Genomic DNA, 20,879 nt, shown 5'->3' with positions numbered 1-20,879 from the left:
GCCTATTGCCCCTGCAGCCTATAGGGCGTGACGGCTTCCTCGAAGCCCTTTAGCTGAACGGGCGTAGCACTCACGGTGGCGATATCCGGCGCATCGTCGAGCTGCGCCCGCGTGGCATCGTCGCAGAGTACTTCGCCGTCGGCGGCGTGACCGCAGAGGCGTGCCGCCAGATTCACGGGATCGCCGATCGCCACGTACTCGAGCCGTCCGGCGCCTCGGACCGCACCGACCGTGGCGGCGCCGCTGGCAATGCCGATGCCCAGCCCCGGCAATGCGTCTTCATCGGCTTCGGTGCGGAAGCTCGTCATCAGCTTTAGAGCAATGCGCGCAGCCACCGCGCCCGGCTGTGCGACGGCGTCGGGTGCACCCACGAGGATCAGCAGGCCGTCGCCTGCGTGATCCTTGACGGTGGCGTCGTAGGTCGCGGCGATAGCCCCTGCACGTTGGTAAAAAGCTTCCAGAAGATCCACTACCACGTCGGGCTCTGAGCGCGCGGCGAAGGCGGTGAAACCGCGCAGATCGCACATGATCGCGGTGATCTCGCGGCGCTCCCGTCGCATGACCGGCTGCAGCCCGCGCTTGCGGACCATGCCGGCGATCTTCGGCGCGACGAATTGGCTCATGGCGAGCCCGCGCTCGCTTTGCAGCATCAGATAACGCACTGCGCCGAGCAGGAAGATCAGCAGACCCACAGTGAGCAGATAGGGCACTGCCGCGCGGGTGGCGACCAGCGCCGCCAGCAACCAAGGTGCCGCCCAGAACAGGGCGCGAATGCGCAGCAACTCGGCGCGGTCGATGGGCGAGAGCCGCAGCAGCAGGATCGCGATAGCGGCCAGCAGAATGGCACTGCCCAGGACCGGGGCGAAGATCGCGAATTCCAGGCCGCGCACCTCCACGAGGCCGCTGGGCCGTGTCACCGCCTGCTCCGGCGCGATCAGCAGATAGCCGACCAGCAGGCCGCCGTAGACAACGGCGAGCAACTGCGCCGCCCGGAACAGCCAGCCGGCGACGCTGGTCAGGCGCGAGGGGGTGGTCGCGCCGATGCGCCGCCCCCATTCGATGCCGGCAAGAATCGCGATGACCTCGACAATCTGCCGTAGAAGCATCAACCACCACGCCGCGCTACCGCTGCGCTCCAGACTCAGCACGATCAGGACTAGGGCGGCAGCGATGGCGATGAGACAGAGCGAGAGCGCGCGACTGGCGCCGCCACGGACATCGGCACGCAGGAAGATCAGCCCGATGCCGGCTGCGAGCAGGGCTGCCACGCCATGTCCGGGCTGCGCCACAAGCGCGCTGATGATCACCGCCGCTTAATCCGGGTCATTCGCTGGACATTTCGGGAAGCTCCGACGGGTGGCCGTAGAGGAAGCCCTGGCCGAAAGGTATGCCAAGCACTTGCAGTGCCATCGCGTCTTCCGCGGATTCAATGCCTTCCGCGATGACCTGCATTTGCATACGGGCGGCAAATGCCGCGGTGGCGGCAGCGAGGGCCTGCTTGCCGGGGTCCGTGTGCACGCCACGCGTCAGCGACATGTCCAGCTTCAGAATGCCGGGCCGCACCTGCACGATATGCGACAGGCCGGAGTAGCCGGTGCCAACATCGTCGATAGCGAGCCGAAATCCCTCGGCGTTCAAGCGGCTTACAGCTTGCAGGAGTGGCAGGTATTCGTCGATGGCATCGTGCTCCGTCACTTCCACGACGATGCGCCGGGAATCCGCGCCCGCGATTGCTTCCGAGAACATCTCCGACTGCAGTGTTGCCGGCGAAACGTTGACCGAGAGGTAGAAGGGGGATGGCAGATCAGAGAGGCGTGCTAAAGCCGCCCGGACCGCAAGAATCTCGAGTTGGATGCCGAGGCCGACCTGCCAGGCTTCGGCAAACCATTTATTGGGTGGGCGGTGGGGCTCGGCGTCGAAGCGTGCCAGCGATTCATAGCCGACCACCTCACGGCTGCCAAGATCGACGATGGGCTGGAAGACCATGCGCAAGCCGGTGTGATCAATGATTCCCCGGATTCTCGCGCGCATATCGTGGGTTGCGGCGGATCGGTCCTCCTCGAGCGCGAGTTGCTCGCCGATGATCTCGGCGAGGATCTCGATCAGTTTGATGTCGCGATCCTGGATGGAGGGATCAGCCTCATGGCTGATGCAGCAGAGCATTCCGTAGACGCGCCCGTCACCGAAACGGATGGGGGTGCCGAGGTAGGCGCCGATATTGAGCCGCTGCGTGGTCGGAAGGTCCCGAACCCGTTCGTCCGCGCTGCTGTCCGGAACGAGTCGCGGCACGCTGCCGTTGACAACGTGATAGCAGTAGGTTTCCACGAGAGGAAGGACCGATCCTTCGTGCAGGCCGACCGCGGCGCCATTGCCATCCAGCTTGCGGATAATCTCGGATTCGCCGCGAAACTCCGCCAGAAAGGCGATATCGGCCTTGATATGCCGGCGCGCCGCAGCGAGTACTGCAGACACGGAGATCGCCTCTTCGTGCGTTGGAGGCAACGGGAAGTATTCGGTATTGAGGCTGATCCTTGTTACCCCCGCCCGAGTAAGCCGGGCTGATTTCCTGATCGTTCCCGAGACGATTCTACGTGGAGCGAGCCCGGGTACAAACACGGTGCACATTGCGTTTCCAAGCCTGCTTAGGCGGTCCCATGGCAGCGCAGTTGCTGCAGCAATCGGTGCACCTCGCCAGCGCGCATTGCCGGGGAGCAGGTTGCCTAGAGTCGACGGGCTCGACCGAATGGATAGGCTGGCGGCGACGCTTGCTTACGCGCTGCGGCACCATGGCGTTTGTCCAATGCAATACGCCCTTATCGCTCACGGAGATCCCGCAATGAAGCTTTACACCACGCCGAAGGCCATCAGCCCCGCGCGCGTTCATTTCTTTCTCGCCGAGAAGGGCGTCGAGATCGAAAAGGTGGTGATCGACCTGATGAAGGGCGAGCACAAGACGCCCGAGTATCGCGCCATCGCGCCCAATGGGCGCACGCCCGCGTTGTTGCTAGACGATGGCAGCAGCCTCTGCGAGACGGTATCCATCTGCCGCTATATCGAGTCGCTGCATCCCGAGCCGCCGTTGCTGGGACGCGACGGCCTCGAACAGGCACGCATCGACATGCACAACCGCATGATGGAGTTCGAACTGATGATGCCCATGGCCATGGCCTTCCGGCACACGCATCCGGCCATGGAAGCGCTGGAGGATCAGGTGCCGGAGTACGGCGAGAAGCAGCGCGTGCTTGCGGACAAGCGCATGAAGCGCCTCGACCGCGAACTCGGCGAGCGCCCCTACATCGCTGGCGAGGCATTCAGCATCGCCGACATCACGGCGTGGTGCTCGATCCGCTTCTTCCGCATCGCCAAGTTCGCCATCGCGGACGAGCAGACGAATCTGCGCGCCTGGTACGACCGCATCGCCGAGCGTCCGGCCGCCGAGCAGGCCTTTGCCGCCTGACGCGCTTGTTACCTAAGCCGCTGAGCCCCTAGGCGGGAGAAGCCGGTGCATTTCTGGACCCTTCTACTGGGGCTTATCGGGGTGCTACTCGGCGCGCGATGGGCTGTTGTCGCGCTGTGGCGCCGCCGCCACTGCATGTGGGTGCGACTGTGCGCCGGGGTCGCGTCGTTACGCCTGGATGTGCCGGCGGGGGCCATTGAGACGCGCTGGCCGCGCATCGGGGGGTGGCTGCGCGCGCGCTTCGATACACGGCACTTCTCAGGCCTGCCGCTGACGGCGCTGGCACTGCTGAGCCTGCATCTGCTCGGCTTGGGCGGCGAACTCATCGACGAATTGCGTGAGGACAGCGAGTTGCAGCGGCTGGACGAGCGCATTCACGGCAGCCTGGGCTGGCTGCGCGAGGCGCGCTTCGTCGCGCTGTTCGCGTGGCTGACGGTCTTCGGCGACCCGCAAAGCCTGACAGTGGCCGGTCTGGTTGCCGGTGCCTTCCTGCTTGCACTGCGCCGGCAGGGCCTGCTTGTGGGGCTGCTGCTGAGCGTGGCCGGTTCCCAGATCGCGACGCTGCTGGGCAAGTACGTCATCGACCGGCCGCGGCCGGAGGTCGTCACCTTTGTCGAGGCCGCGACGCCCTCCTTTCCGAGTGGGCACACCACCGGAGCGATGGCGGTCTACGGCTTCGTCGCCTACGCCCTGGCGCGTACGGCGGCCAATCCGAGGCTGCGCCTGGAAGTCGTGCTCATGGCCGCGATGCTCGTGGTTCTGGTGGCGATGAGTCGCCTCATCATCGGCGTGCACTACCTCAGCGATATCGCAGCCGGTCTCGTCAACGGCGCATTCTGGGTGGTCGCTGGCATCGCCGTGGCGGAATGGTGGCAGGGGTACCGCACCGTCGAAGCGCGTTAGAGTGAAGTTGCGCTGGTTCGCTTAGCCCCACCATTCCAGCCAGGCCATGCGCAGGCGCAGCTCCCAGGCGGGTGTCAGGCCGGTGTTGCGATAACGGATGCGGCCGGTGCTATCGATGATGAAGGAGGCCGGAACGCCGCTGACGCCGAAGCGGTCGGCCAGCCTTCCGCTGTCATCGAGCACTACGGGATGGCTCAGGCCCTCGCGCTTCATGTGCGCACGTACCGCTTCGGCGCCGCCCGAGCGCAGCGCCACCGTTAGCACGGCACGGTCGTCGGCAAGCGCCTCGATGCCGGACTGCGTCAGCTCGCAGACGCCGCACCAGATCGCCCAGAAGTGCAGGAGGACGGGGCCGTCGGGGTAATCAGCGAGCTGCACCGGTACGCCGTCGAGGGTGATGGCGGCAAGCGCGGGCGCTTCGCCATCCACCATGCCCCGCTGCATCCAGATTCGGATCCCCGCGACGAGGAGCACGACGACCAGCGCCTCGATGAGCCAGCGTCGCCAGCGTGGTGTCCTGGCTTCGGAGGCGGCGTTTTCGTTGTCGGCCATGCGGGCGGATTCTTGGCGTGCTCAAGGCTGTGAAACAATAACGCGTTGTCCTGACCGGGTCGCCGCATCGAACGGCCCGAATCGCGATTCCCCCCACTGGCTATCCGCATGAAGAAGCGCCTCAAAGTCATCCTCCAGCCGCTGCTGCAAGGCTTAGAAAGCGGTGAGGGCACTTACGAGTATCGGCCGATACATCGCAAGATTCTCATTGTCGTCGGCGTCTTGTTCCTTGTGCTCGCCGCAGTCGCGCTCTATTTCTCGCTTGCCTTGGGTGAGTTATTCGGCTTGCTGTCAACGCTGGTTTTCGCGAGTGTAAGCGGGCTCTGCCTCGTGGTAGGAACGCTCGGTAGCGATCGGGCGGTGGCCAGAATCTGGGGCAACCGCTGATCGCGTCGCAGCGCCCGTCGTGGATTCCACGCCGGCACCGCTGGGCTCGCAACTAGGCAACCGAAGCAACGCAGAGCCCGGCTAGTGCGGTCGCGCCGCCCAGCCCGCTGATGCCTGCCAGCCGGGCGGTCCAGCGAACCCGATAACTCAACAGCAGAACCTGCAGCCAGGCTGCTGCGCTCAGACTGCCAAGCCAGGCCACCGTGCCGATGCCGGGCCCGTAGCGATGGGTGGCCGGGACCAGTGCCAGCGCCAGCAATAGCCATCCCGATGTGCGCAGCGCGCGGGCGCGCGTCGCTGACGGCCGGCGACCATGCAGTTGCTGGTGGTGCCGCGCCATGCCCAGGCTCAATGCGGCCATGCCGGCATGGCTCAGACAGAAGCTCGCGACAAGCGCTGGCAGCAGCATCGGTGCCATCAGCCCGTCTGTGCGTCGGCGTTGGTCATGGCAGTTGACGGCCCGTCTGCCTGCCTCGGCTCTTGCGCGGGCACTGTCTTGCCGCGGCGATACACGGCGCGCGCGACGAGGGCGAGGGCGGTACCGCAGGCAAGCGCGGTGAGGTCGAAGCCGACAGCCACGCCGTCGCCGCGCATCAGCGCAGCGGGTAGATGGTCGCCAGTCGTCAGCAGATTGACCATCGGCAACAGGAGGTAGCCGATGGCCCCGGCGACAAGCTGCTCGATCCAGGCCTGTCGCGGCGCGCGCAGCAGGGCGTGGATCAGCGCCGCGAGCCAGCACGCCAGGAAAACGCGGACCTCCCAGTCCGCGCGCTGCGCAATGCCCACGGGCAGCAGCCGATTGGCATGGAAGAAGACGGCGATTGCCAGAGGCAGTCCGGCGACGACGGCGACGTTGAGGCCTTCGACCAGCGCGTGCCCGAAGGGTAGGCGACCGGACTTCAGGTGCTGCGGCCGACGTTTGACCGTCCACAGCACCAGACCTGTGGCGATCATCAGGCAACCGGTCAGCCCGGAGACAAAGAAGAGCCAGCGCAGGAGTTCCGGCGCGAAGCGCGCGACATGCAGGCCGTAGAGAAATTGGCGCGTGGACGCCGCGGGCGCCAGCGCGCCGCTGTCGCCGAGCAGCTCACCGCTGACCCCGTCGAAGCGCACTTTGTCGGTTTCGTGCGAAAGCCCCTGGCCGGGGCCGCGCTGCAGTGTCACTGAGGCGTTTTGATCGCCAGGGTACTGCACATCGATTCGGCTGATGCTGGCGTCTTGGCCCCAGCGCGCTTCGGCCTGCGCCACTATCGGCGCCAGCGGCGCCAAGGGCGCGCGCACCTCGGCCGGCTCGAGCTCTTGCTGCGGGAAAGCCTCGGAAAAGAGGGCGCCGCGGTCACCATCGTAAGCAAGCTCCACGGCCGATGGCATGTACAGCAGCATCAGGGTGATCAGCCCGGTGTAGGTGATCATCAGGTGAAAGGGCAGAGCCAGCACGCTGCTGACGTTGTGAAAATCCAGCCAGGATCGCTGCCCCTTGCGCGGTCGAAAGGTGAAGAACTCCTTGAAGATCTTTTTGTGGGTGACGATGCCGGTGATGATCGCCACCAGCATGAACATCGCGCAGAGGCCAACCAGGTAGCGCCCCCACGGGTTGGGCATGGCCAGTTCGAAGTGGAAGCGGTAGAAGAAATTGCCGCCCATGGTGTCGCGCGCGCTGGTCGGCTCGCCGCTGAGGGGATCGAGCAGTTCGCGCTCGAAGCGGCCACTGGCGCCGAGTTCGCGCCAGAAGACGCGCAGTTGCGGCTCGCGCCCATCCGGAAGCGAGATGATCCAGCTTTGCGCCACGGGGGCGACCTCCCGGAGATAGCGCTCGGCGGCCTCGGTGTGCTGCTCGGTGCTGCCCTCCCGGGGCAGCTCCGGCTGCATCCATTGCGTGATCTCCGGCCGGAAGTAGGCCAGGGTGCCGGTAACGAAGATCGCGAACAGCAGCCAGCCGACGACGAGGCCGGACCAGGTGTGCAGCCAAGCCATGGCCTGGCGGAAGCCCTCCTTCATGTCGTCCCCGGCGCGAGCAGCACTACGGCGCCAAAGACGGAAGCGGGCAGCAGGATGCCGAGCCAGGCCTGGCCGGCGCTGCGCGCGGCGAAGGCCCAGATCGCCGCCAAGCTCCATACCGCGAAGGAGAGCATCGTGCCCCAGAGCACTGCTTCGCTGCGCGCTAGCGGCAAGGCCACTGCCAGCGCAGCAGCAAAGGCGGCCGCGCAGCCGTAGCCGCCGATGCCGGCGGCAAGGCTGCGCGAGGCGACCGCCAGCCGATAGCGACCGGAGACGACGCCGCGTGGTCGTTGTCGGGCCGAGCCGCCGCTAGTCGACACGTCCGCTGCCCGCGTGCGGCGCGATGGCGCTGACGTACCCGAAGACCTCGGCTGCTTTGCATCGCGCGCGCCGTGGCGCGGCCATCCGTGGTGATCGTGGCGAATCCGGCCGACGGTCGGTGTCTTGCCCGCATCCATTGAAGGAAAGCGCTCGCCCCAGGAGAAAGAAATACGAAGTATTCGCATTATATACATGCGGGCGGCGGCGATCCTTCAGCCACAGCGTTGCGCCTAGAAGCGCCCCGGGGCAGAGCCGTTCTGGGCATGGCGACCCTCGAGTGTGAATTGCTGATCCGCTGGGTCGAGTGCGCACCAGCTTTACCCAACCACACCTTGACCGGGCCGCTTCGGCGCTAACTCGAGGCGGCGTGGAACGCTGGCGAGCTGGTCCGCCGGAGCGAAGATCGATGGCGCGCCGACTCAATCGGCATCTGCGGCCGGAGCGACCAGCAGACAGAGGCCGTCCCGATCGATGACTTCGACAACAGCGCCCTCTGCGAAATGACGTCCGTCGCTGCTGCGCGCCCGCCACAGGGAGCCCTCGACGCGCACCATGCCCTCCGGCGCCAGCGCGCGAACGACGGTTCCGTGCTGGAAGAGTAATGACTCGCCGCCACCCCAGTGCTCGGTGGCGTACTGGTAGTAGACAGCGCCGTGGCTCCGCTCGTGGCGGCGCAGCATCGCCGCCGAGACGCCGGCCGCCGCCACGCCGAAGGCACCGGCGACGGCGAGCCCCCAGCCGCCGGCCAGCCGGTCGAGGGTGGCGAGCAACGCCAACAGGCCGACAACGACCGCGAGCAGCGGCAGACTCCAGGCGGCGGCGGTGAACACGGCCTCGAAGATCGACAGGAAGCGCACGAAAACGCGGTTGGGGGCGTGCGGATCGCCGGCGCGGCGGATGCGCGCGCGCAGCTGCCGCCAGTGCAGCAGCCCCCAGAGTCCACCGGCTGAGGCGGAAAGCCCGATGGTCGCGCCGCCTGCGTCACTGAGCAGGCCGATCAGCAGAGCGCCTGCCGACACGGCGAGCAGTCCCAGGAGATTGTGCAGCGCGCGCCGCTTGCGGACGCGGATGCTCACCCTCAGACGCCCGCGCTTTCTCCGGGCGCCCGGGCGTGGATGGCCAGGGCGTGGATATCGGTCTGCATCATGTCACCCAGCGCGTCATAAATGGCGCGGTGGCGGGCGAGCAGTTTCTGGTCGCGGAAGGCTTCGGCGGTGATGCGCACGCGGAAGTGCCCGCGGCCGGATTGCGCGCCGGCGTGGCCGACGTGCAGATGCGACTCGTCCTCGACGCGCAGTTCCTCGGGCGCGAAGGCCTGTCGCAGCGCGCCCTTGATGCGGCTGAGGCGCTCGCTGTTGTCGGGCACATCGCTCACGGCAGCACCTTGACGAAGGGCAGTACCTCGACGCGCTCGAAGACGCCGCCGATGGCGTAGGGGTCGGCATCGGCCCAGGCGCGGGCGTCGTCAATATTGTCGAAGGCGGCGATGACGATGCTGCCGGCGTATCCGGCGGCGTCGGGGTCCACCGAATCCACTGCCGGGCGCGGCCCGGCGGCGATCAGGCGGCCTTCCTCCTGCAGCGCGCGCAGATGCTCCAGGTGCCGCGGTCGCAGCTCCGTGCGCAGCGCGGTTGAGTCGGGCACATCGTGGCCGATGATGGTGTAGAGCAGGGTGCCGCTCACGCGCCGTCCTCCGAGGTTTCGTCCTGCTGCAGATAGCGCGACACGAAGGGCAGGCAGGCCGCCAGGAAACTCATCGTCAGCACGCTGTAGCCCCAGGTCCGGAAATGTACCCAGACCGCCTCGGTCTGCGTGTGCACCACGATCATGTTGAGGGCAGCAATGCCCAGGAAGAACAGCGCCCAGGCGGCGTTGAGGCGGCGCCAGAGCAGCTCGGGCATGACCAGCGCCTTCTGCGGCAGGCGCTGCAGCAGCACGCGATCGCCCACGAAGTGGCTGCCCGCGAGGACGATGGCGAAGCAGGTGTAGACCAGCGAGGGCTTGTACTGGATGAAGACCGGATCACGCAGCAGCAGCGTCAGGCTCCCGAAGACGCCGGCCGCCACGGCGGCGAAGAGATGCATCTTGTGCAGGCGGCGATACAGCAGCCAGTAGGCCGCGACCACCGCGAAGAGCGCGACGATGACCGCCCCGGTGGCGACGTAGATGTCGTAGGTCAGCCAGCCCAGGAAGAAGGCGGCCGCGGGGACGAGGTCAAGCAGCTGTTTCATCCCCCGAGTATAGCGGTCACAGGCTGCCCTCGGCCGTCTGCCGGCGTACCATGCGCGGCTGCGGTGTGCACCGCAGTCCTGCTGGCCGGAGGTTTGGTGTGGCCGAGTTTCTGAGCATTCATCCCGACAATCCGCAACCGCGGCTGATCCGCCGCGCGGTGGAGCATCTGCGCGCCGGCGCGGTCATGGCCTATCCCACCGACAGCTGTTACGCACTGGGCAGCATCCTCGACCACAAGGCCGCGGCCGAGCGCATCAGTCGCATCCGCCAGTTCGACAAGAATCACCTCTTCACGCTGGTCTGCCGCGATCTGTCCGAGATCGCGCGCTACGCCCGCGTCGACAACCGGCAGTACCGCGCGCTCAAGGCCTCCACGCCCGGGCCCTATACCTTCATCCTGCGCGCCACCAAGCAGGCGCCGCGCCGCCTGCTGCACGAAAAGCGCAAGACCATCGGGCTGCGGGTGCCGGACTCGAACATCGTCGCGGCAATGCTCGACGAGCTGGGCGACGCGATTTCCTCCTGCACGCTGATCCTGCCGCCCGACGACACGCCGGTGGCGCATCCGGACGACGCACGCGAGCAGCTCGACCGCGCGGTGGACGTGGTCATCGAGGGCGGCGACTGCGGCGTTGAGCCGACAACGGTCATCGACTGGAGCGAGGAATTGCCGGTGATCACCCGCGCAGGCCGCGGGGCGGCCGCCTGGGAGGAGCGGATCGTATAATCCGCCCGCTGCGCCCGATCTCGTTCGCGCGCAACCAGTCCCTTATCGAGCCCCAGCAATGAGTAGCGACGCCCCAGCAGACAAGCGGCCAGTGGTTCTGTCCGGCATTCAGCCCTCTGGCCGGCTGACCATCGGCAATTATCTGGGCGCGATCCGCAACTGGCTGCCGCTGAACGCCGATTACGATACGCATTACATGCTGGTGGACCTGCACGCCATTTCGGTGCGCCAGGATCCGGCCGAGCGTCTGGAGCGCTGCTACGAGTTCATTGCGCTCTACCTGGCCTGCGGCCTGGACCCGGACAAGAATGTCCTCTTCGTGCAGTCGCATGTACCGGCGCATTCGCAGCTCGCCTGGGTGCTGAACTGCTACACGCAGTACGGCGAGCTGTCGCGCATGACCCAGTTCAAGGACAAGGCTGCCAAGCACGCCGACAACGTCAATGCCGGGCTGTTCTGCTACCCGGTGCTGATGGCCGCCGATATCCTCCTCTACGACGCCAGGAAGGTGCCGGTGGGCGACGATCAGCGCCAGCATCTGGAGCTGACGCGCACCATCGCGCAGCGCTTCAACCGCAGCCACGGTGAGACCTTCGTCGTGCCCGAGACGATGACGCCGCCGATCGGGGCGCGCATCATGGGCCTGCAGACGCCGGAGGCGAAGATGTCGAAATCCGAGGACGCCGAGACCAACGCGGTCTATCTGCTCGACGAGCCCAAGCGCATCGAGCGCAAGATCAAGCGCGCGGTCACCGACATGGACGGCGCCATCCGCTTCGACCAGGAGAACAAGCCGGGGGTCTCGAATCTGATGTCGATCCTGGCTGCCTGTACCGGCGACTCCTTCGAGACCATCGAGCGCGACTACGACGGTGGCGGCTACGGCAATTTCAAGAAAGCGGTGGCGGACGCGGTCATCGCCACGCTGGAACCCGTCCAGCAGCGCTACGCCGAGATCCGCGGTGACGAGGCCGCGCTGCGCGAAGTGCTGCGCGACGGCGCGGCCAAGGCCAACGCACGCGCGGCGGCCACCATCGAGCGCGTGCACCACGCCCTGGGCTTCATCCCGGCATGAGCGAGACCGCGCCGGCAGCCGAGGCAAGCCAGCCCGCCGAGGCCGAGGCCGAGCCGGCGCTGCGCGTGCGCATCAAGGGCGAGCCGCTGGCGCGGCTGCCCGATGATCTCTACATTCCACCCGACGCGCTGGAGATCTTCCTTGATGCCTTCGAGGGGCCGCTGGATTTGCTGCTCTATCTGATCCGGCGGCAGAATCTGGATATCCGCGAGATCCCGATCCTGCAGATCACGCGCCAGTACATGGAGTACATCGCGCTGATGCAGCAGCTCAAGCTGGAGCTGGCCGCCGAATATCTGCTGATGGCCGCCTGGCTGGCCGAGATCAAGTCGCGCGTGCTGCTGCCGCGGCCCAGCAACGACGAGGCCGAGGACGAGGAGGACCCGCGCAGCGCGCTGCTGCAGCGCCTGCAGGAGTACGAGCGCTTCAAGTCTGCCGCCGAGACCCTCGACGGCATGCCGCGCATGGGCCGCGAAATGCACGCCGCGCAGGCGCGCCCCACCGCGCAGCCGCCGGCGCTGGCGTTGCCCGTGCCGACGCTGCGTGGACTGCTCGGCGCACTGGCCGATGTGCTCTCCCGCGCCGAGCTGCGCGGCGCGCATGAGGTTGCCCACGAGCCGCTGTCGGTTCGCGAGCGCATGGGGCGCATCCTGGAGCGCTTGCGCGGCGCCCGGCGCATGCGCTTCGAGCAGCTGCTGGACCCGGCCGAGGGTCGCGACGGTGTCGTCGTCTCGGTGCTGGCCATCCTGGAGCTGTGTCGCGGCGAGCTGCTGGCGGTCGAGCAGCGCGAGGCCTTCGGGCCGCTGTACCTCAGTCCGGCGGCATCCACCCAGCAGTCAGCGGAGCTTTCGTGAGCGACACGCCGCAGGCCATCGACAACGATCTGCCCAATATCCTGGAGGCGCTGCTGCTGGCTTCCGATCAGCCGCTGTCGCTGGACGCGCTGCAGCGCCTGCTCACTGAGGACGGTGCCGGCGACCGCAAGGTGCTGCGCGCTGCACTGGAAAGCCTGCAGCAGCGCTACGAGGGCACCGCGTTGTCGCTGGACGAGGTTGCCAGCGGCTGGCGCATCCGCGTCGTCGATAGCTATGCCGACTGGGTGCACCGACTGTGGGCCGAGCGCCCGCCGAAGCTGTCGCGCGCGCTGCTGGAGACCCTGGCCATCATCTGCTACCGCCAGCCGGTGACGCGCTCGGATATCGAGGAGGTGCGCGGCGTCACCGTGTCGAGCAACATCCTGCGCACGCTCACCGATCGCGGCTGGATCCGCGAGGCCGGCGTCAAGGAAGTACCCGGTCGGCCGGCGCTGCTGGTCACCACGCCGCAATTGCTCGACGACCTCGGTCTGAAGAGCCTGGATGAGCTGCCGCCGCTGCCCGAGGTCAAGGATCCCGAGCAACTCGAGGCCGCCCTGCTGCAGCTTGCCGAAAAGCGCGGCATCCGTCTCGATGCCGGCGACCAGAGCGCGGGCGACCAGGAAGAGGCGGCGCAAGGCGAGGCGGACCTCGAGCAAGCCGGATCCGAGACCGCCGGCGCACCGGCACAGCCCTCCGTGCCCCCCGTAGACCCACCGGAGCAACTGCATTGAAGCAGCGACTGCAGAAGGCGCTGGCCGAAGCCGGCGTGGCCTCGCGCCGCGAGGCTGACGCCTGGATCGGAGAAGGCCGCGTCAGCGTCAATGGTGTGGTTGCCGTCCCCGGCACGCAGGTTGCGCCGGAGGACCGCATCAGCGTCGATGGCCGGCACATCCGTCGGCCACGGCCCAATGCCGCCCCGGCGGCCACGCGCGTGCTGCTCTACAAGAAGCGCGTCGGCGAGATCGTCACCGAGTCCGACCCCGAGGGCCGGCGCACCGTCTTCCGCAAACTGCCCAAGCTGGAGCAGGGGCGCTGGATCGCCGTCGGCCGGCTGGATATCAATACTTCCGGCCTGCTGCTCTTCACCAACAATGGCGAACTGGCCAGCCGGCTGATGCATCCGCGGCACGAGCTGCCGCGCAGCTACGCCGTGCGCGTGCATGGGTCGGTGGATGAAGCGCTCTGCCAGAGGCTACTGGAAGGTGTGGAGCTGGAGGACGGCTTCGCGCGCTTCGATGCGCTGGCCTCCATCGGCGCGCCTCCGGGTGAAGGTGGCAGCAGCAACCAGTGGTTCGAGGTCACGGTCCACGAGGGCCGCAACCGGCTCGTGCGCCGGCTCTGGGAATCGCAGGACTGCGAGGTCGCGCGTCTGATCCGCGTCGGCTATGGCCCCGTCGCCCTCGGCCGCGGCATCCGCTCCGCCGGCTGGCGCGAGGCAACGCCGGAGGAGCTCAATGCCTTGCAGCTGGCGGTTGATCTGCCGACCAGAAAAGCTGCCCGCAAATCGCCGCATCCGCGCCGGAAGCCGGGCAAAGCAGGGCGCTGAGCGTTTTGGCCGAAACATCGGGCTCGGGCAGCGTCTCGGGCGGGGTTCCGGGGTAGCCGAGCAGGCGCATGGTCGTGCGCATGGGACCGGGGTCGAAGCAGTGCAGACGCACGCCCGGTTTCTCCGCCGCCCAGTCCGACGCCAGCGTGCGCAGGCCGGCCTTGGCAACTCCGAAGGCGCCGTAGTAGGCGCGGGCCTTGCCGTCCTCCGGCGGGCAGTCGCAGAAGATCACGCAACCGTCGCCGGCCGCCTGTAGGTGGGGTAGTGCGATGCGGGTCAGCGCCCAGGGGGCAGTGAGGTTGGCGGCGATGATGCCCGCCCAGTCCTGCGGCGACACCTCCTGCATGGGGCGGAAATCCACCCACTGCGCCGCGGCGTGGACGATGCTGTGCAGGGCGCCGAGCTGCCCGACGATGGTGTCGATAGCCTCGTGGAAATCGCGGTCACTGGCGCCGGCGAGATCCATGGGATAGACCGCGGGCTCCTCGGCATGATCGATCTCGGCGATGGCTTCGGCTGTGGCTTCGAGCTTGGCGATCGTGCGGCCGAGCAGCACGACTCGCGCGCCGGCTCGTGCACAGCGCAGCGCCGTGGCGCGGCCGAGACCGGCGCCGGCGCCGGTAACAAGAATGACGCGGCCGGCGAGGGAATCAGGCGCCAGCGCGGGCAGGGGGGCTTGCGACATCTTGGGCGTCATCCGGTTGAGGGTTATGTGGGTGGGGCTTTAGCCCGACATTCGGCCTTCTTGCGCGACGCTGTGTCGGGCTGAAGCCCGACCTACGGCAGCTTCTTCGGGAGCGAAGGGCGTGCGATCGCGCGAGCAGACCAGCCAGGTGCCGCCGATGATGGCCGGCGCCAGCAGCAGGCCGCCGGCGCCGGGAATGATCAGCAGCAGATAGATCAGCAGCGAGAAGACGATGACCGCCGCCCAGTGGCGACCGAGCCAGGCGCGCTTGTGGGCCGCCGACCAGCGGCGGCGCGTCATCGGGTAGTCGAGGAAATCCACGGATAGCGTGAAGCCGATCAGCACCCAGCTCACCACCGTACCCAGTGGCGGCATGAAGCTGACGATGAGCACCACCAGCAGCAGCGCCAGCTTCAGGAAGAAGAGCCGGAAGCCGATGGCCGTGCCCCGCCAGCTGCGCTGTATCCAGCCGTCACCGCTGGGTCCGACCTGATAGCCGAGGGCGCGCTCCGTGCGCTCGGAAAGCCAGTCGAAGAGCGGCGCGCACAGCGCGAGCATCAGATGCACCAGAACGATGGCGCCAATCAGCGCGGCGGCCAGGGTCACCGACAGCAGCACGATGAAGATCGAGCCGGCCAGGCCGGTGCTGGCGGCGAGCCCGAGCGACAGCAGGGACCAGATCAGGCCGAGAGTCACGGGCAGTGCTGCCGGTGCCCACAGGCTGCGATCGGTCAGTAGCAGGCGCGCGCCCACCAACGGCGCGGCCAGCGCGTCCAGGGCGTCGCGATGCCACATCAGGCGGGAGCGGGGAGTAGTGCCGAGACTTCCACGGGGCTGTGGCAGACCCAGTCCGCTCCCCACTCGGCGATGGGGGGCGCCTCCTCGATATAGCCCCAGGACACGGCGGCCACCGGCATGCTGGCGGCACGCGCGGCCGCGACATCGCGCGGATCGTCGCCTACGTAGAGGCCATCGGCTGGCGCGCGCTGCAGGCTCTCGCAGGCCAGCAGCACCGGATCGGGGGCCGGCTTCGGCCGCGCGGCGTCGTCACCGGCAACCAGCACGGCGCAGCGGTCGTGCCAGTCCAGCGCGTCGAGGATGGGCAGGGCGTAGGCGCGCGGCTTGTTGGTGACGATGCCCCAGGCCACGCCGAGGGCTTCGCAACCTTCCAGCAGGGTCTCGATGCCGGCGAAGGGCAGCGAATGCGGCGCGAAATCGGCGCCGTAGGCTTCCAGGAAGCGCTCGCGCAGACGCGGGAAGGCGGCGTCGTCGGGCGTGACGCCGTAGGCGCGGCCGAGCAGACCGATGGCGCCCTGCGAGCAGACCGGTCGCAGCGTGTCGAAGTCCAGCGGCGCGAAGCCGTCCGCCACGCGCAGCGCGTTGACGGCGGCGGCCAGCTCGGGGGCGGTGTCGACCAGCGTGCCGTCGAGATCGAAGAGCAGGAAGGTGGGGGAACTCATGCCGGGCGGCGGCTGTGCAGGAAGTAGTTCACCGAGACGTCGCGCGTCATGCGACCGGTCTTCAGCAGGGGGTTGTAGTGCAGGCCGCGCATTTCCTCGACCTTGAGGCCGGCCGCACGCGCCCACTCGCAGAGTTCTGACGGCTTGATGAGCTTGGCGTAGTCGTGTGTGCCCGGCGGGATCAGCCGCAGGATCTGCTCGGCGGCGAAGATGGCCAGCGCGAAGGCCTTGGGGTTGCGGTTGATGGTGCTGAAGACGACATCGCCGCCGGGGCGCACGAGCTGCGCGCAGGCCGTCACGATGGCCTCCGGATCCGGCACATGCTCCAGCATCTCCAGACAGCAGACGAGGTCGAAGGCCTGCGGCATCTCGGCGGCCAGCTCCTCCGCCGGGCAGACCCGATAGTCGATGGCCATTCCCTGCAGCTCGGCATGCTGGCGCGCCGCGCCTACGGCCTCTTCGGCCAGATCGATGGCGGTGACCTCGGCGCCGGCAGCGGCCAGGGCTTCGGCCAGCAGGCCGGCGCCGCAACCGATATCGAGCACGCGCAGGCCCTTGAGGCCGCCGGTGCGCTGATTGATGTAGCGCAGCCGCACCGGATTGATGTGGTGCAACGCCGCCATGGGGCCGTGCGGGTCCCACCATTGCGCGGCGATCTGGTCGAAGCGGGCGAGCTCGGAGGCGTCGGCGTTGCTCATTGGATGTCGGATCCGGAGTCGTGGGCGGCGAAGGGCTGCAGACGTTGTTGCCAGTACGCGGCGCGGGCGATGGCGGCCTCGGCGTCGACGCTGAGCAGCTGCCGATTGCGCATCAGCGGCTGGCCGGCGACGAAAGTGTCGGTGATCTGGTGGCGCGCAGCGCTGTAGACGATCTGTGCGATGGGATTGTAGACCGGCTGCGTCGCTGCGTCGGAGAGATCGATGGCGATGAAGTCGGCGGCCTTGCCGGCCTCCAGCGAGCCGAGCTCGTGGTTGACGCCCAGCGCGCGCGCGCCGGCCAGTGTCGCCATGTGCAGCGCGCGCGGCGCGGCCACGGCCGAGGGCTGGCCGGCCACGGCCTTGGCGAGCAGGGCGGCGGTACGCATCTCCTCCAGCATGTCGAGATCATTGTTGCTCGCCGCACCGTCGGTGCCGATGCCGACGTTGACGCCGGCTTCCAGAAGCTTCGCCACCGGGCAGAAGCCACTGGCCAGCTTGAGATTCGATTGCGGGCAGTGTGCAACGCTGACGCCGTAGCGCGCGACCAAGGCGATCTCCTCATCGGTCAGCTGGGTCATGTGCACGGCGATGAAGTCATTGCCCAGCAGGTCCAGCGCCTCCAGCCGCTCCAGCGGACGCTGGCCGCTGGAGCGTAGCTGCTGCTGGACTTCGTCGGCCGTCTCGTGGACATGCATGTGGATGGGCACGCCCAGCTCGTTGGCATAGGCGCGGATGCGTTTCAGCGGTGCGTCCGAGACGGTGTAGGGCCCGTGCGGCGCGAAGACGGGATACAGGTCACCACGGTGCTTGATGCGGTCATGGCAGGCGAGCGCCTTGTGCAGATAGTCGTCGGCGTCGCTGGCGTAGGGCGTCGGGAAGTCGATGACGATGAGACCGAGGGCGGCGCGCAGGCCGGCCTCGCCGACGATCTCGGCGGCCGTCTCCGGGAAGAAGTACATATCGTTGAAGCAGGTCTGGCCGCCGCGAATGAATTCCGCGCAGGCCAGGCGCAGACCGTCGGCGACGTATTCCTCGCTTACCGAGGCACCCTCGGCAGGCCAGATGTGCTCACTCAGCCAGCGCATGAGCGGCAGATCGTCGGCCATGCCGCGCATCAGACTCATGGCCGCGTGCGTATGCAGATTGATGAAGCCGGGGAGTACGGCGTGATCGGCGAGATCGATGGTCTGCGCTGGCCGGTAGAGGCGCTCGGCTTCGGCCGCGGGCAGTACGGCGAGGATGCGGCCCTCGTGTACAGCCAAGGCGTGCGCCTCCAGCGCTGCGCCCTCGGGCTGCACCGGAATCAGCCAGCGCGGGCGCACGAGCAGATCGATGTCCTGCATGAAAGGCTCCGAAGGGCATGTTCGAGGCGCGTAGAATGCCGATTCCGGCGCCACGCTGCGCGCTTGGTCTTCTTCGCGCCGATCTACCGTATGCCTGACACCGCCCACCCAGTCCGGGCCATCGCCTTCGTCGATGGCGTACTGCAACTGCTCGACCAGCGCGCGCTGCCGGCCGCGGAGCAATGGGTAGCCTGTCGCACGGCCGACGAGGCCGCCGACGCCATCCGCGCCATGGTCGTGCGCGGCGCGCCGGCGATCGGCATCGCCGCGGCCTACGGCCTGGCCATGGCTGCCGCCGCGGGCACGGACCGTGAGGTCGCGGCGCAGCGGTTGGCCGCAGCGCGCCCGACGGCAGTGAATCTGCATTGGGCGCTGGCGCGTCTGCAGGCGCTCGGCGATGTCCCGGCTGACCGCCTGACCGAGGAGGCGCGCGCCATTCACGCCGAGGATCTGCTCCAGAACCAGCGCATGGCCGAGCACGGTGCCACGCTGCTGGGCCGCGACGCGCGCGTGCTGACGCATTGCAATACCGGTGCACTCGCCACCGGCGGGCACGGTACGGCACTGGGCGTCATCCGCACTGCCTGGGGGGCAGGGCAGCTATCGGCCGTCTATCACACTGAAACGCGCCCCTGGCTGCAGGGCGCGCGACTGACGGCCTGGGAACTCGCCTCCGACGGCATACCGGCAACGATGATTGCCGACGCGGCTTGCGGCCAGTTGATGGCTTCCGGCGCACTGGACTGGGTCATCGTCGGCGCCGATCGTGTCGCGGCCAATGGTGATACCGCCAACAAGATTGGCACCCTGACCCTGGCGGCCTGCGCGCGCGCATTCGGCGTGAAGGTGATGGTGGTGGCCCCCAGCGGCACCGTTGACGCAGATTGCGCGGACGGTCACGCCATTCCCATCGAAGAACGCGACGGGGAAGAGTTATGCAGCATCGCTGGAAAGCGGATCGCGCCCGAAGGCACACGCGTGTGGAATCCCGTCTTCGATGTGACTCCCGCTCCCATGATCGATGCCTTCGTCTGTGAGCGAGGGGTCTGTCGCCCCTGCCAGGGCGAGGCGCCAGCAGATCTGCTGCGCTGAGAGAAGGCAGGGCACCGACGCACGGTGTCAGTGAAATCCTACTCTGCTCGATGCATAAAGCGCTTATATTCCGCTAGAGGCTCACGGGCTGTTCCCGTGCGCCCCTGCCCGGGCCGTAGGCCGGCCCCATTCGAAGGTTCAGGGAGACATGGAGATGATCAGATGGACGGCAAGGATGCCGAGCGCGCTTCTGGTGGCGTCGCTCGCAATGCTCGCGGGATGTGGGGACGGTTCAGTGCGAAGCCCCGGCTTCGCCTCGGAAACCACGATCGAAAGGGTCTATATCGAGCCCGCCGGGAATGTTTCGACGCCTGCCGGCACTGAGTTGGACCTGCGCGCCTTCGCCGAGATCTCGACAACCGTGCCGCCGGGCACGCCGGATGCCGAGGACGGTGTGCTGCAGGTGATCGAGGAGGTGACCGATCGCGCCGACTGGAGCAGCAGCAATACGAATGTTGCGAGCGTCGATACCGGACGCGTCTCTGGCGTGGTGGCAGGACAGTCGACCATTGAGGCGCGCTTCGAGGGCTTCAAGGACGATGTGGCGCTAACCGTGAGCGAAGCGGTGCTGGAAGCCGTCTCGCACATTCAACCCATCGGCGAGCCGCGCAGCGACGACGACAGCTACAGCTTCCTGCAGGGGACGCAAACGAACTTCGCTATCTTCGGCCAGTTCTCGGACGGGCAGCTGCGCCAGCTCACCCCGTCAAATTTCGAGGTTGATTGGAGCAGTAACGATACGAGCATCGCCGACAATCCGGATCCTGAGGCGGCCAATCGTTTCGAGGCCAGCGGAATCGGGAGCACGACGATTCTTGGTGAGTTGACTGACAGCCCGGGAGTGAACCCTGCATCGGCGAGCGCGACGCTGTCGGTCAGTCCGCGCAGCGAGGTCTGTACGAGCGAGTTCTTCGCCCCCGGTGCGATTGTCGTCAGTGACGCCTCAACCCTCTGCATCGGCTGCAGCCTGGAACAGCCGGGGGCCGTTATTGATGGCAACGACGAGACCTTCGGGACGCTGGAGATTCCACTGGGCCTGCTGCTTGCTTCCACCGTCTCGGTCACGGTGTCCGATGCGGATAGGCAGCCCTTCGTTGTCGGCGAGCCGGCCGCCTTCCTGGTCAGCCGCAGCAGCAGCCTGCTCAGCCTGGAGCTGCTCTCCAACGTCGAGGTGGCGACCGTGAGCTGCGATATCAACGGCGAGAATTGCACGGAGCTGGAGCGTTTCGGCGCCAGCAATGGCTTGCCGCTGAAGCTTTCGCTGCTCGGTGTCATTGGTGACGAGGAGGTGCGGTTGCTGTCGACGCCGGAGCTCGGGGCCGAGAGCGCCGAAGCCAATGGCCTGCGTCTGGACTTCTCGGGTGGCCTGCTGTCCGCTGCTGCCACTCTGAACGTCCACGCGAGTTGCGCCATCGGCCGTCCGCCCGCAGAGTAAGCAGCGCGTATCGCTGACCGGCACGACACGCGCTTGCGGGTTGTGTCGGTCGGCCGCGGAACGCACTCGAAAAGCTGGCGGATGAGCCGCAGCGCTCGGGCTACAATAGTC

General features: G+C 67.5%; 25 protein-coding genes. 10 read left to right on the top strand and 15 right to left on the bottom strand.

The genetic code is table 11. The features are described from left to right. Positions 1 to 2: 2 nt before the first annotated feature. Both U743_RS18030 and U743_RS07325 read right to left on the bottom strand, forming a co-directional pair. A complete protein-coding gene (locus tag U743_RS18030) occupies positions 3 to 1,307 on the bottom strand; it encodes an adenylate/guanylate cyclase domain-containing protein (RefSeq protein ID WP_052367664.1) in 1,305 nt (434 codons plus the stop codon). Positions 1,308 to 1,323: 16 nt separating this feature from the next. After that, positions 1,324 to 2,625 carry a sensor domain-containing phosphodiesterase gene (locus tag U743_RS07325; protein ID WP_084191428.1) on the bottom strand — a complete coding sequence of 434 codons (1,302 nt, stop codon included), beginning with the start codon at positions 2,623 to 2,625 and terminating at the stop codon, positions 1,324 to 1,326. A 211-nt stretch (positions 2,626 to 2,836) separates the two neighbouring features. Between U743_RS07325 and U743_RS07320 the strand changes: the two genes are divergently transcribed. Both U743_RS07320 and U743_RS07315 read left to right on the top strand, forming a co-directional pair. After that, entirely contained in the window at positions 2,837 to 3,457 is a 621-nt protein-coding gene (locus tag U743_RS07320; RefSeq protein WP_043766898.1) for a glutathione S-transferase family protein, read from the top strand. 45 nt (positions 3,458 to 3,502) lie between these two features. Further along, on the top strand, positions 3,503 to 4,360 hold the full coding sequence (locus tag U743_RS07315; protein ID WP_052367660.1) for a phosphatase PAP2 family protein: 858 nt from the start codon (positions 3,503 to 3,505) through the stop codon (positions 4,358 to 4,360). A gap of 21 nt (positions 4,361 to 4,381) precedes the next feature. Here the strand turns inward: U743_RS07315 and U743_RS07310 are convergent, their stop codons facing one another. Continuing rightward, positions 4,382 to 4,912: a redoxin family protein gene (locus U743_RS07310; protein ID WP_043766894.1), complete on the bottom strand. Its 531-nt coding sequence runs from the start codon at positions 4,910 to 4,912 to the stop codon at positions 4,382 to 4,384. Between the two features lie 108 nt (positions 4,913 to 5,020). On the opposite strand from U743_RS07310, the gene U743_RS07305 reads away from it, so the two are divergent. Beyond that, the gene (locus U743_RS07305; RefSeq protein ID WP_043766891.1) at positions 5,021 to 5,299 is read left to right on the top strand and encodes a hypothetical protein; all 279 of its coding nucleotides are present in this window, start codon (positions 5,021 to 5,023) and stop codon (positions 5,297 to 5,299) included. 52 nt (positions 5,300 to 5,351) lie between these two features. On the opposite strand, the gene U743_RS07300 is transcribed toward U743_RS07305, so the two are convergent. The 7 genes from U743_RS07300 to U743_RS07270 all read right to left on the bottom strand — a co-directional run bounded on the left by U743_RS07300 (position 5,352) and on the right by U743_RS07270 (position 9,849). Then, on the bottom strand, positions 5,352 to 5,717 hold the full coding sequence (locus U743_RS07300; RefSeq protein WP_198021967.1) for a DUF3325 domain-containing protein: 366 nt from the start codon (positions 5,715 to 5,717) through the stop codon (positions 5,352 to 5,354). Next, entirely contained in the window at positions 5,717 to 7,297 is a 1,581-nt protein-coding gene (locus U743_RS07295) for a PepSY-associated TM helix domain-containing protein (protein ID WP_043766888.1), read from the bottom strand. The genes U743_RS07300 and U743_RS07295 overlap by 1 nt, the downstream gene beginning before the upstream one ends. Next, positions 7,294 to 7,617 carry a DUF3649 domain-containing protein gene (locus U743_RS07290; protein WP_052367658.1) on the bottom strand — a complete coding sequence of 108 codons (324 nt, stop codon included), beginning with the start codon at positions 7,615 to 7,617 and terminating at the stop codon, positions 7,294 to 7,296. Before U743_RS07290 ends, U743_RS07295 begins: the two co-directional genes overlap by 4 nt. A 420-nt stretch (positions 7,618 to 8,037) precedes the next feature. After that, positions 8,038 to 8,694, bottom strand: a complete 657-nt coding sequence (locus U743_RS07285; RefSeq protein ID WP_052367657.1) for an NfeD family protein — start codon at positions 8,692 to 8,694, stop codon at positions 8,038 to 8,040. A 2-nt stretch (positions 8,695 to 8,696) separates the two neighbouring features. Further along, positions 8,697 to 8,993 (bottom strand): BolA family protein, encoded by a 297-nt coding sequence (locus U743_RS07280; protein WP_043766885.1) that lies wholly within the window; start codon positions 8,991 to 8,993, stop codon positions 8,697 to 8,699. Next, entirely contained in the window at positions 8,990 to 9,301 is a 312-nt protein-coding gene (locus tag U743_RS07275) for a YciI family protein (protein ID WP_408607354.1), read from the bottom strand. Before U743_RS07275 ends, U743_RS07280 begins: the two co-directional genes overlap by 4 nt. Then, a complete protein-coding gene (locus U743_RS07270; RefSeq protein WP_043766882.1) occupies positions 9,298 to 9,849 on the bottom strand; it encodes an inner membrane-spanning protein YciB in 552 nt (183 codons plus the stop codon). The genes U743_RS07275 and U743_RS07270 overlap by 4 nt, the downstream gene beginning before the upstream one ends. 98 nt (positions 9,850 to 9,947) lie before the next feature. Between U743_RS07270 and U743_RS07265 the strand changes: the two genes are divergently transcribed. From U743_RS07265 to U743_RS07245, 5 genes are read left to right on the top strand one after another with little or no spacing between them, the layout of a single operon-like run. Further along, on the top strand, positions 9,948 to 10,577 hold the full coding sequence (locus U743_RS07265) for an L-threonylcarbamoyladenylate synthase (RefSeq protein WP_043766880.1): 630 nt from the start codon (positions 9,948 to 9,950) through the stop codon (positions 10,575 to 10,577). Positions 10,578 to 10,635: 58 nt separating this feature from the next. Beyond that, complete coding sequence (trpS, locus tag U743_RS07260) at positions 10,636 to 11,652, top strand: tryptophan--tRNA ligase (protein ID WP_043766877.1); 1,017 nt, start codon at positions 10,636 to 10,638, stop codon at positions 11,650 to 11,652. Continuing rightward, complete coding sequence (locus tag U743_RS07255; protein ID WP_043766873.1) at positions 11,649 to 12,506, top strand: segregation and condensation protein A; 858 nt, start codon at positions 11,649 to 11,651, stop codon at positions 12,504 to 12,506. Before trpS ends, U743_RS07255 begins: the two co-directional genes overlap by 4 nt. Then, positions 12,503 to 13,240, top strand: a complete 738-nt coding sequence (gene scpB / locus U743_RS18700) for an SMC-Scp complex subunit ScpB (protein ID WP_232226741.1) — start codon at positions 12,503 to 12,505, stop codon at positions 13,238 to 13,240. Before U743_RS07255 ends, scpB begins: the two co-directional genes overlap by 4 nt. Then, positions 13,237 to 14,055 (top strand): pseudouridine synthase, encoded by an 819-nt coding sequence (locus U743_RS07245; protein WP_043766870.1) that lies wholly within the window; start codon positions 13,237 to 13,239, stop codon positions 14,053 to 14,055. Before scpB ends, U743_RS07245 begins: the two co-directional genes overlap by 4 nt. Here the strand turns inward: U743_RS07245 and U743_RS07240 are convergent. The 5 genes from U743_RS07240 to U743_RS07220 are packed head-to-tail and all read right to left on the bottom strand — an operon-like array spanning position 13,961 to position 18,241. Then, positions 13,961 to 14,740, bottom strand: coding sequence for an SDR family NAD(P)-dependent oxidoreductase (locus U743_RS07240; RefSeq protein ID WP_198021966.1), 780 nt, complete (start codon positions 14,738 to 14,740; stop codon positions 13,961 to 13,963). The two genes, U743_RS07245 and U743_RS07240, sit on opposite strands and share 95 nt — an antisense overlap. 39 nt (positions 14,741 to 14,779) lie before the next feature. Beyond that, positions 14,780 to 15,535 (bottom strand): EI24 domain-containing protein, encoded by a 756-nt coding sequence (locus tag U743_RS07235; RefSeq protein ID WP_043766864.1) that lies wholly within the window; start codon positions 15,533 to 15,535, stop codon positions 14,780 to 14,782. After that, positions 15,535 to 16,200, bottom strand: a complete 666-nt coding sequence (gph, locus tag U743_RS07230) for a phosphoglycolate phosphatase (RefSeq protein ID WP_043766861.1) — start codon at positions 16,198 to 16,200, stop codon at positions 15,535 to 15,537. The genes U743_RS07235 and gph overlap by 1 nt, the downstream gene beginning before the upstream one ends. Further along, positions 16,197 to 16,898, bottom strand: coding sequence for a bifunctional 2-polyprenyl-6-hydroxyphenol methylase/3-demethylubiquinol 3-O-methyltransferase UbiG (ubiG, locus tag U743_RS07225; protein ID WP_043766858.1), 702 nt, complete (start codon positions 16,896 to 16,898; stop codon positions 16,197 to 16,199). Before ubiG ends, gph begins: the two co-directional genes overlap by 4 nt. After that, on the bottom strand, positions 16,895 to 18,241 hold the full coding sequence (locus U743_RS07220; RefSeq protein WP_052367654.1) for a TRZ/ATZ family hydrolase: 1,347 nt from the start codon (positions 18,239 to 18,241) through the stop codon (positions 16,895 to 16,897). The genes ubiG and U743_RS07220 overlap by 4 nt, the downstream gene beginning before the upstream one ends. A 90-nt stretch (positions 18,242 to 18,331) precedes the next feature. On the opposite strand from U743_RS07220, the gene mtnA reads away from it, so the two are divergent. Continuing rightward, the gene (mtnA, locus tag U743_RS07215) at positions 18,332 to 19,333 is read left to right on the top strand and encodes an S-methyl-5-thioribose-1-phosphate isomerase (RefSeq protein WP_052368404.1); all 1,002 of its coding nucleotides are present in this window, start codon (positions 18,332 to 18,334) and stop codon (positions 19,331 to 19,333) included. A 235-nt stretch (positions 19,334 to 19,568) separates the two neighbouring features. Further along, positions 19,569 to 20,768, top strand: coding sequence for an Ig-like domain-containing protein (locus tag U743_RS07210; protein WP_156966358.1), 1,200 nt, complete (start codon positions 19,569 to 19,571; stop codon positions 20,766 to 20,768). Positions 20,769 to 20,879: the final 111 nt, after the last annotated feature.

Source organism: Algiphilus aromaticivorans DG1253 (assembly GCF_000733765.1).
GTDB classification, from domain to species: Bacteria; Pseudomonadota; Gammaproteobacteria; order Nevskiales; family Nevskiaceae; genus Algiphilus; species Algiphilus aromaticivorans.
The sequence above is the reverse complement of the archived record's forward strand: the minus strand, read 5'-3'. Positions and strand labels throughout refer to the sequence as shown.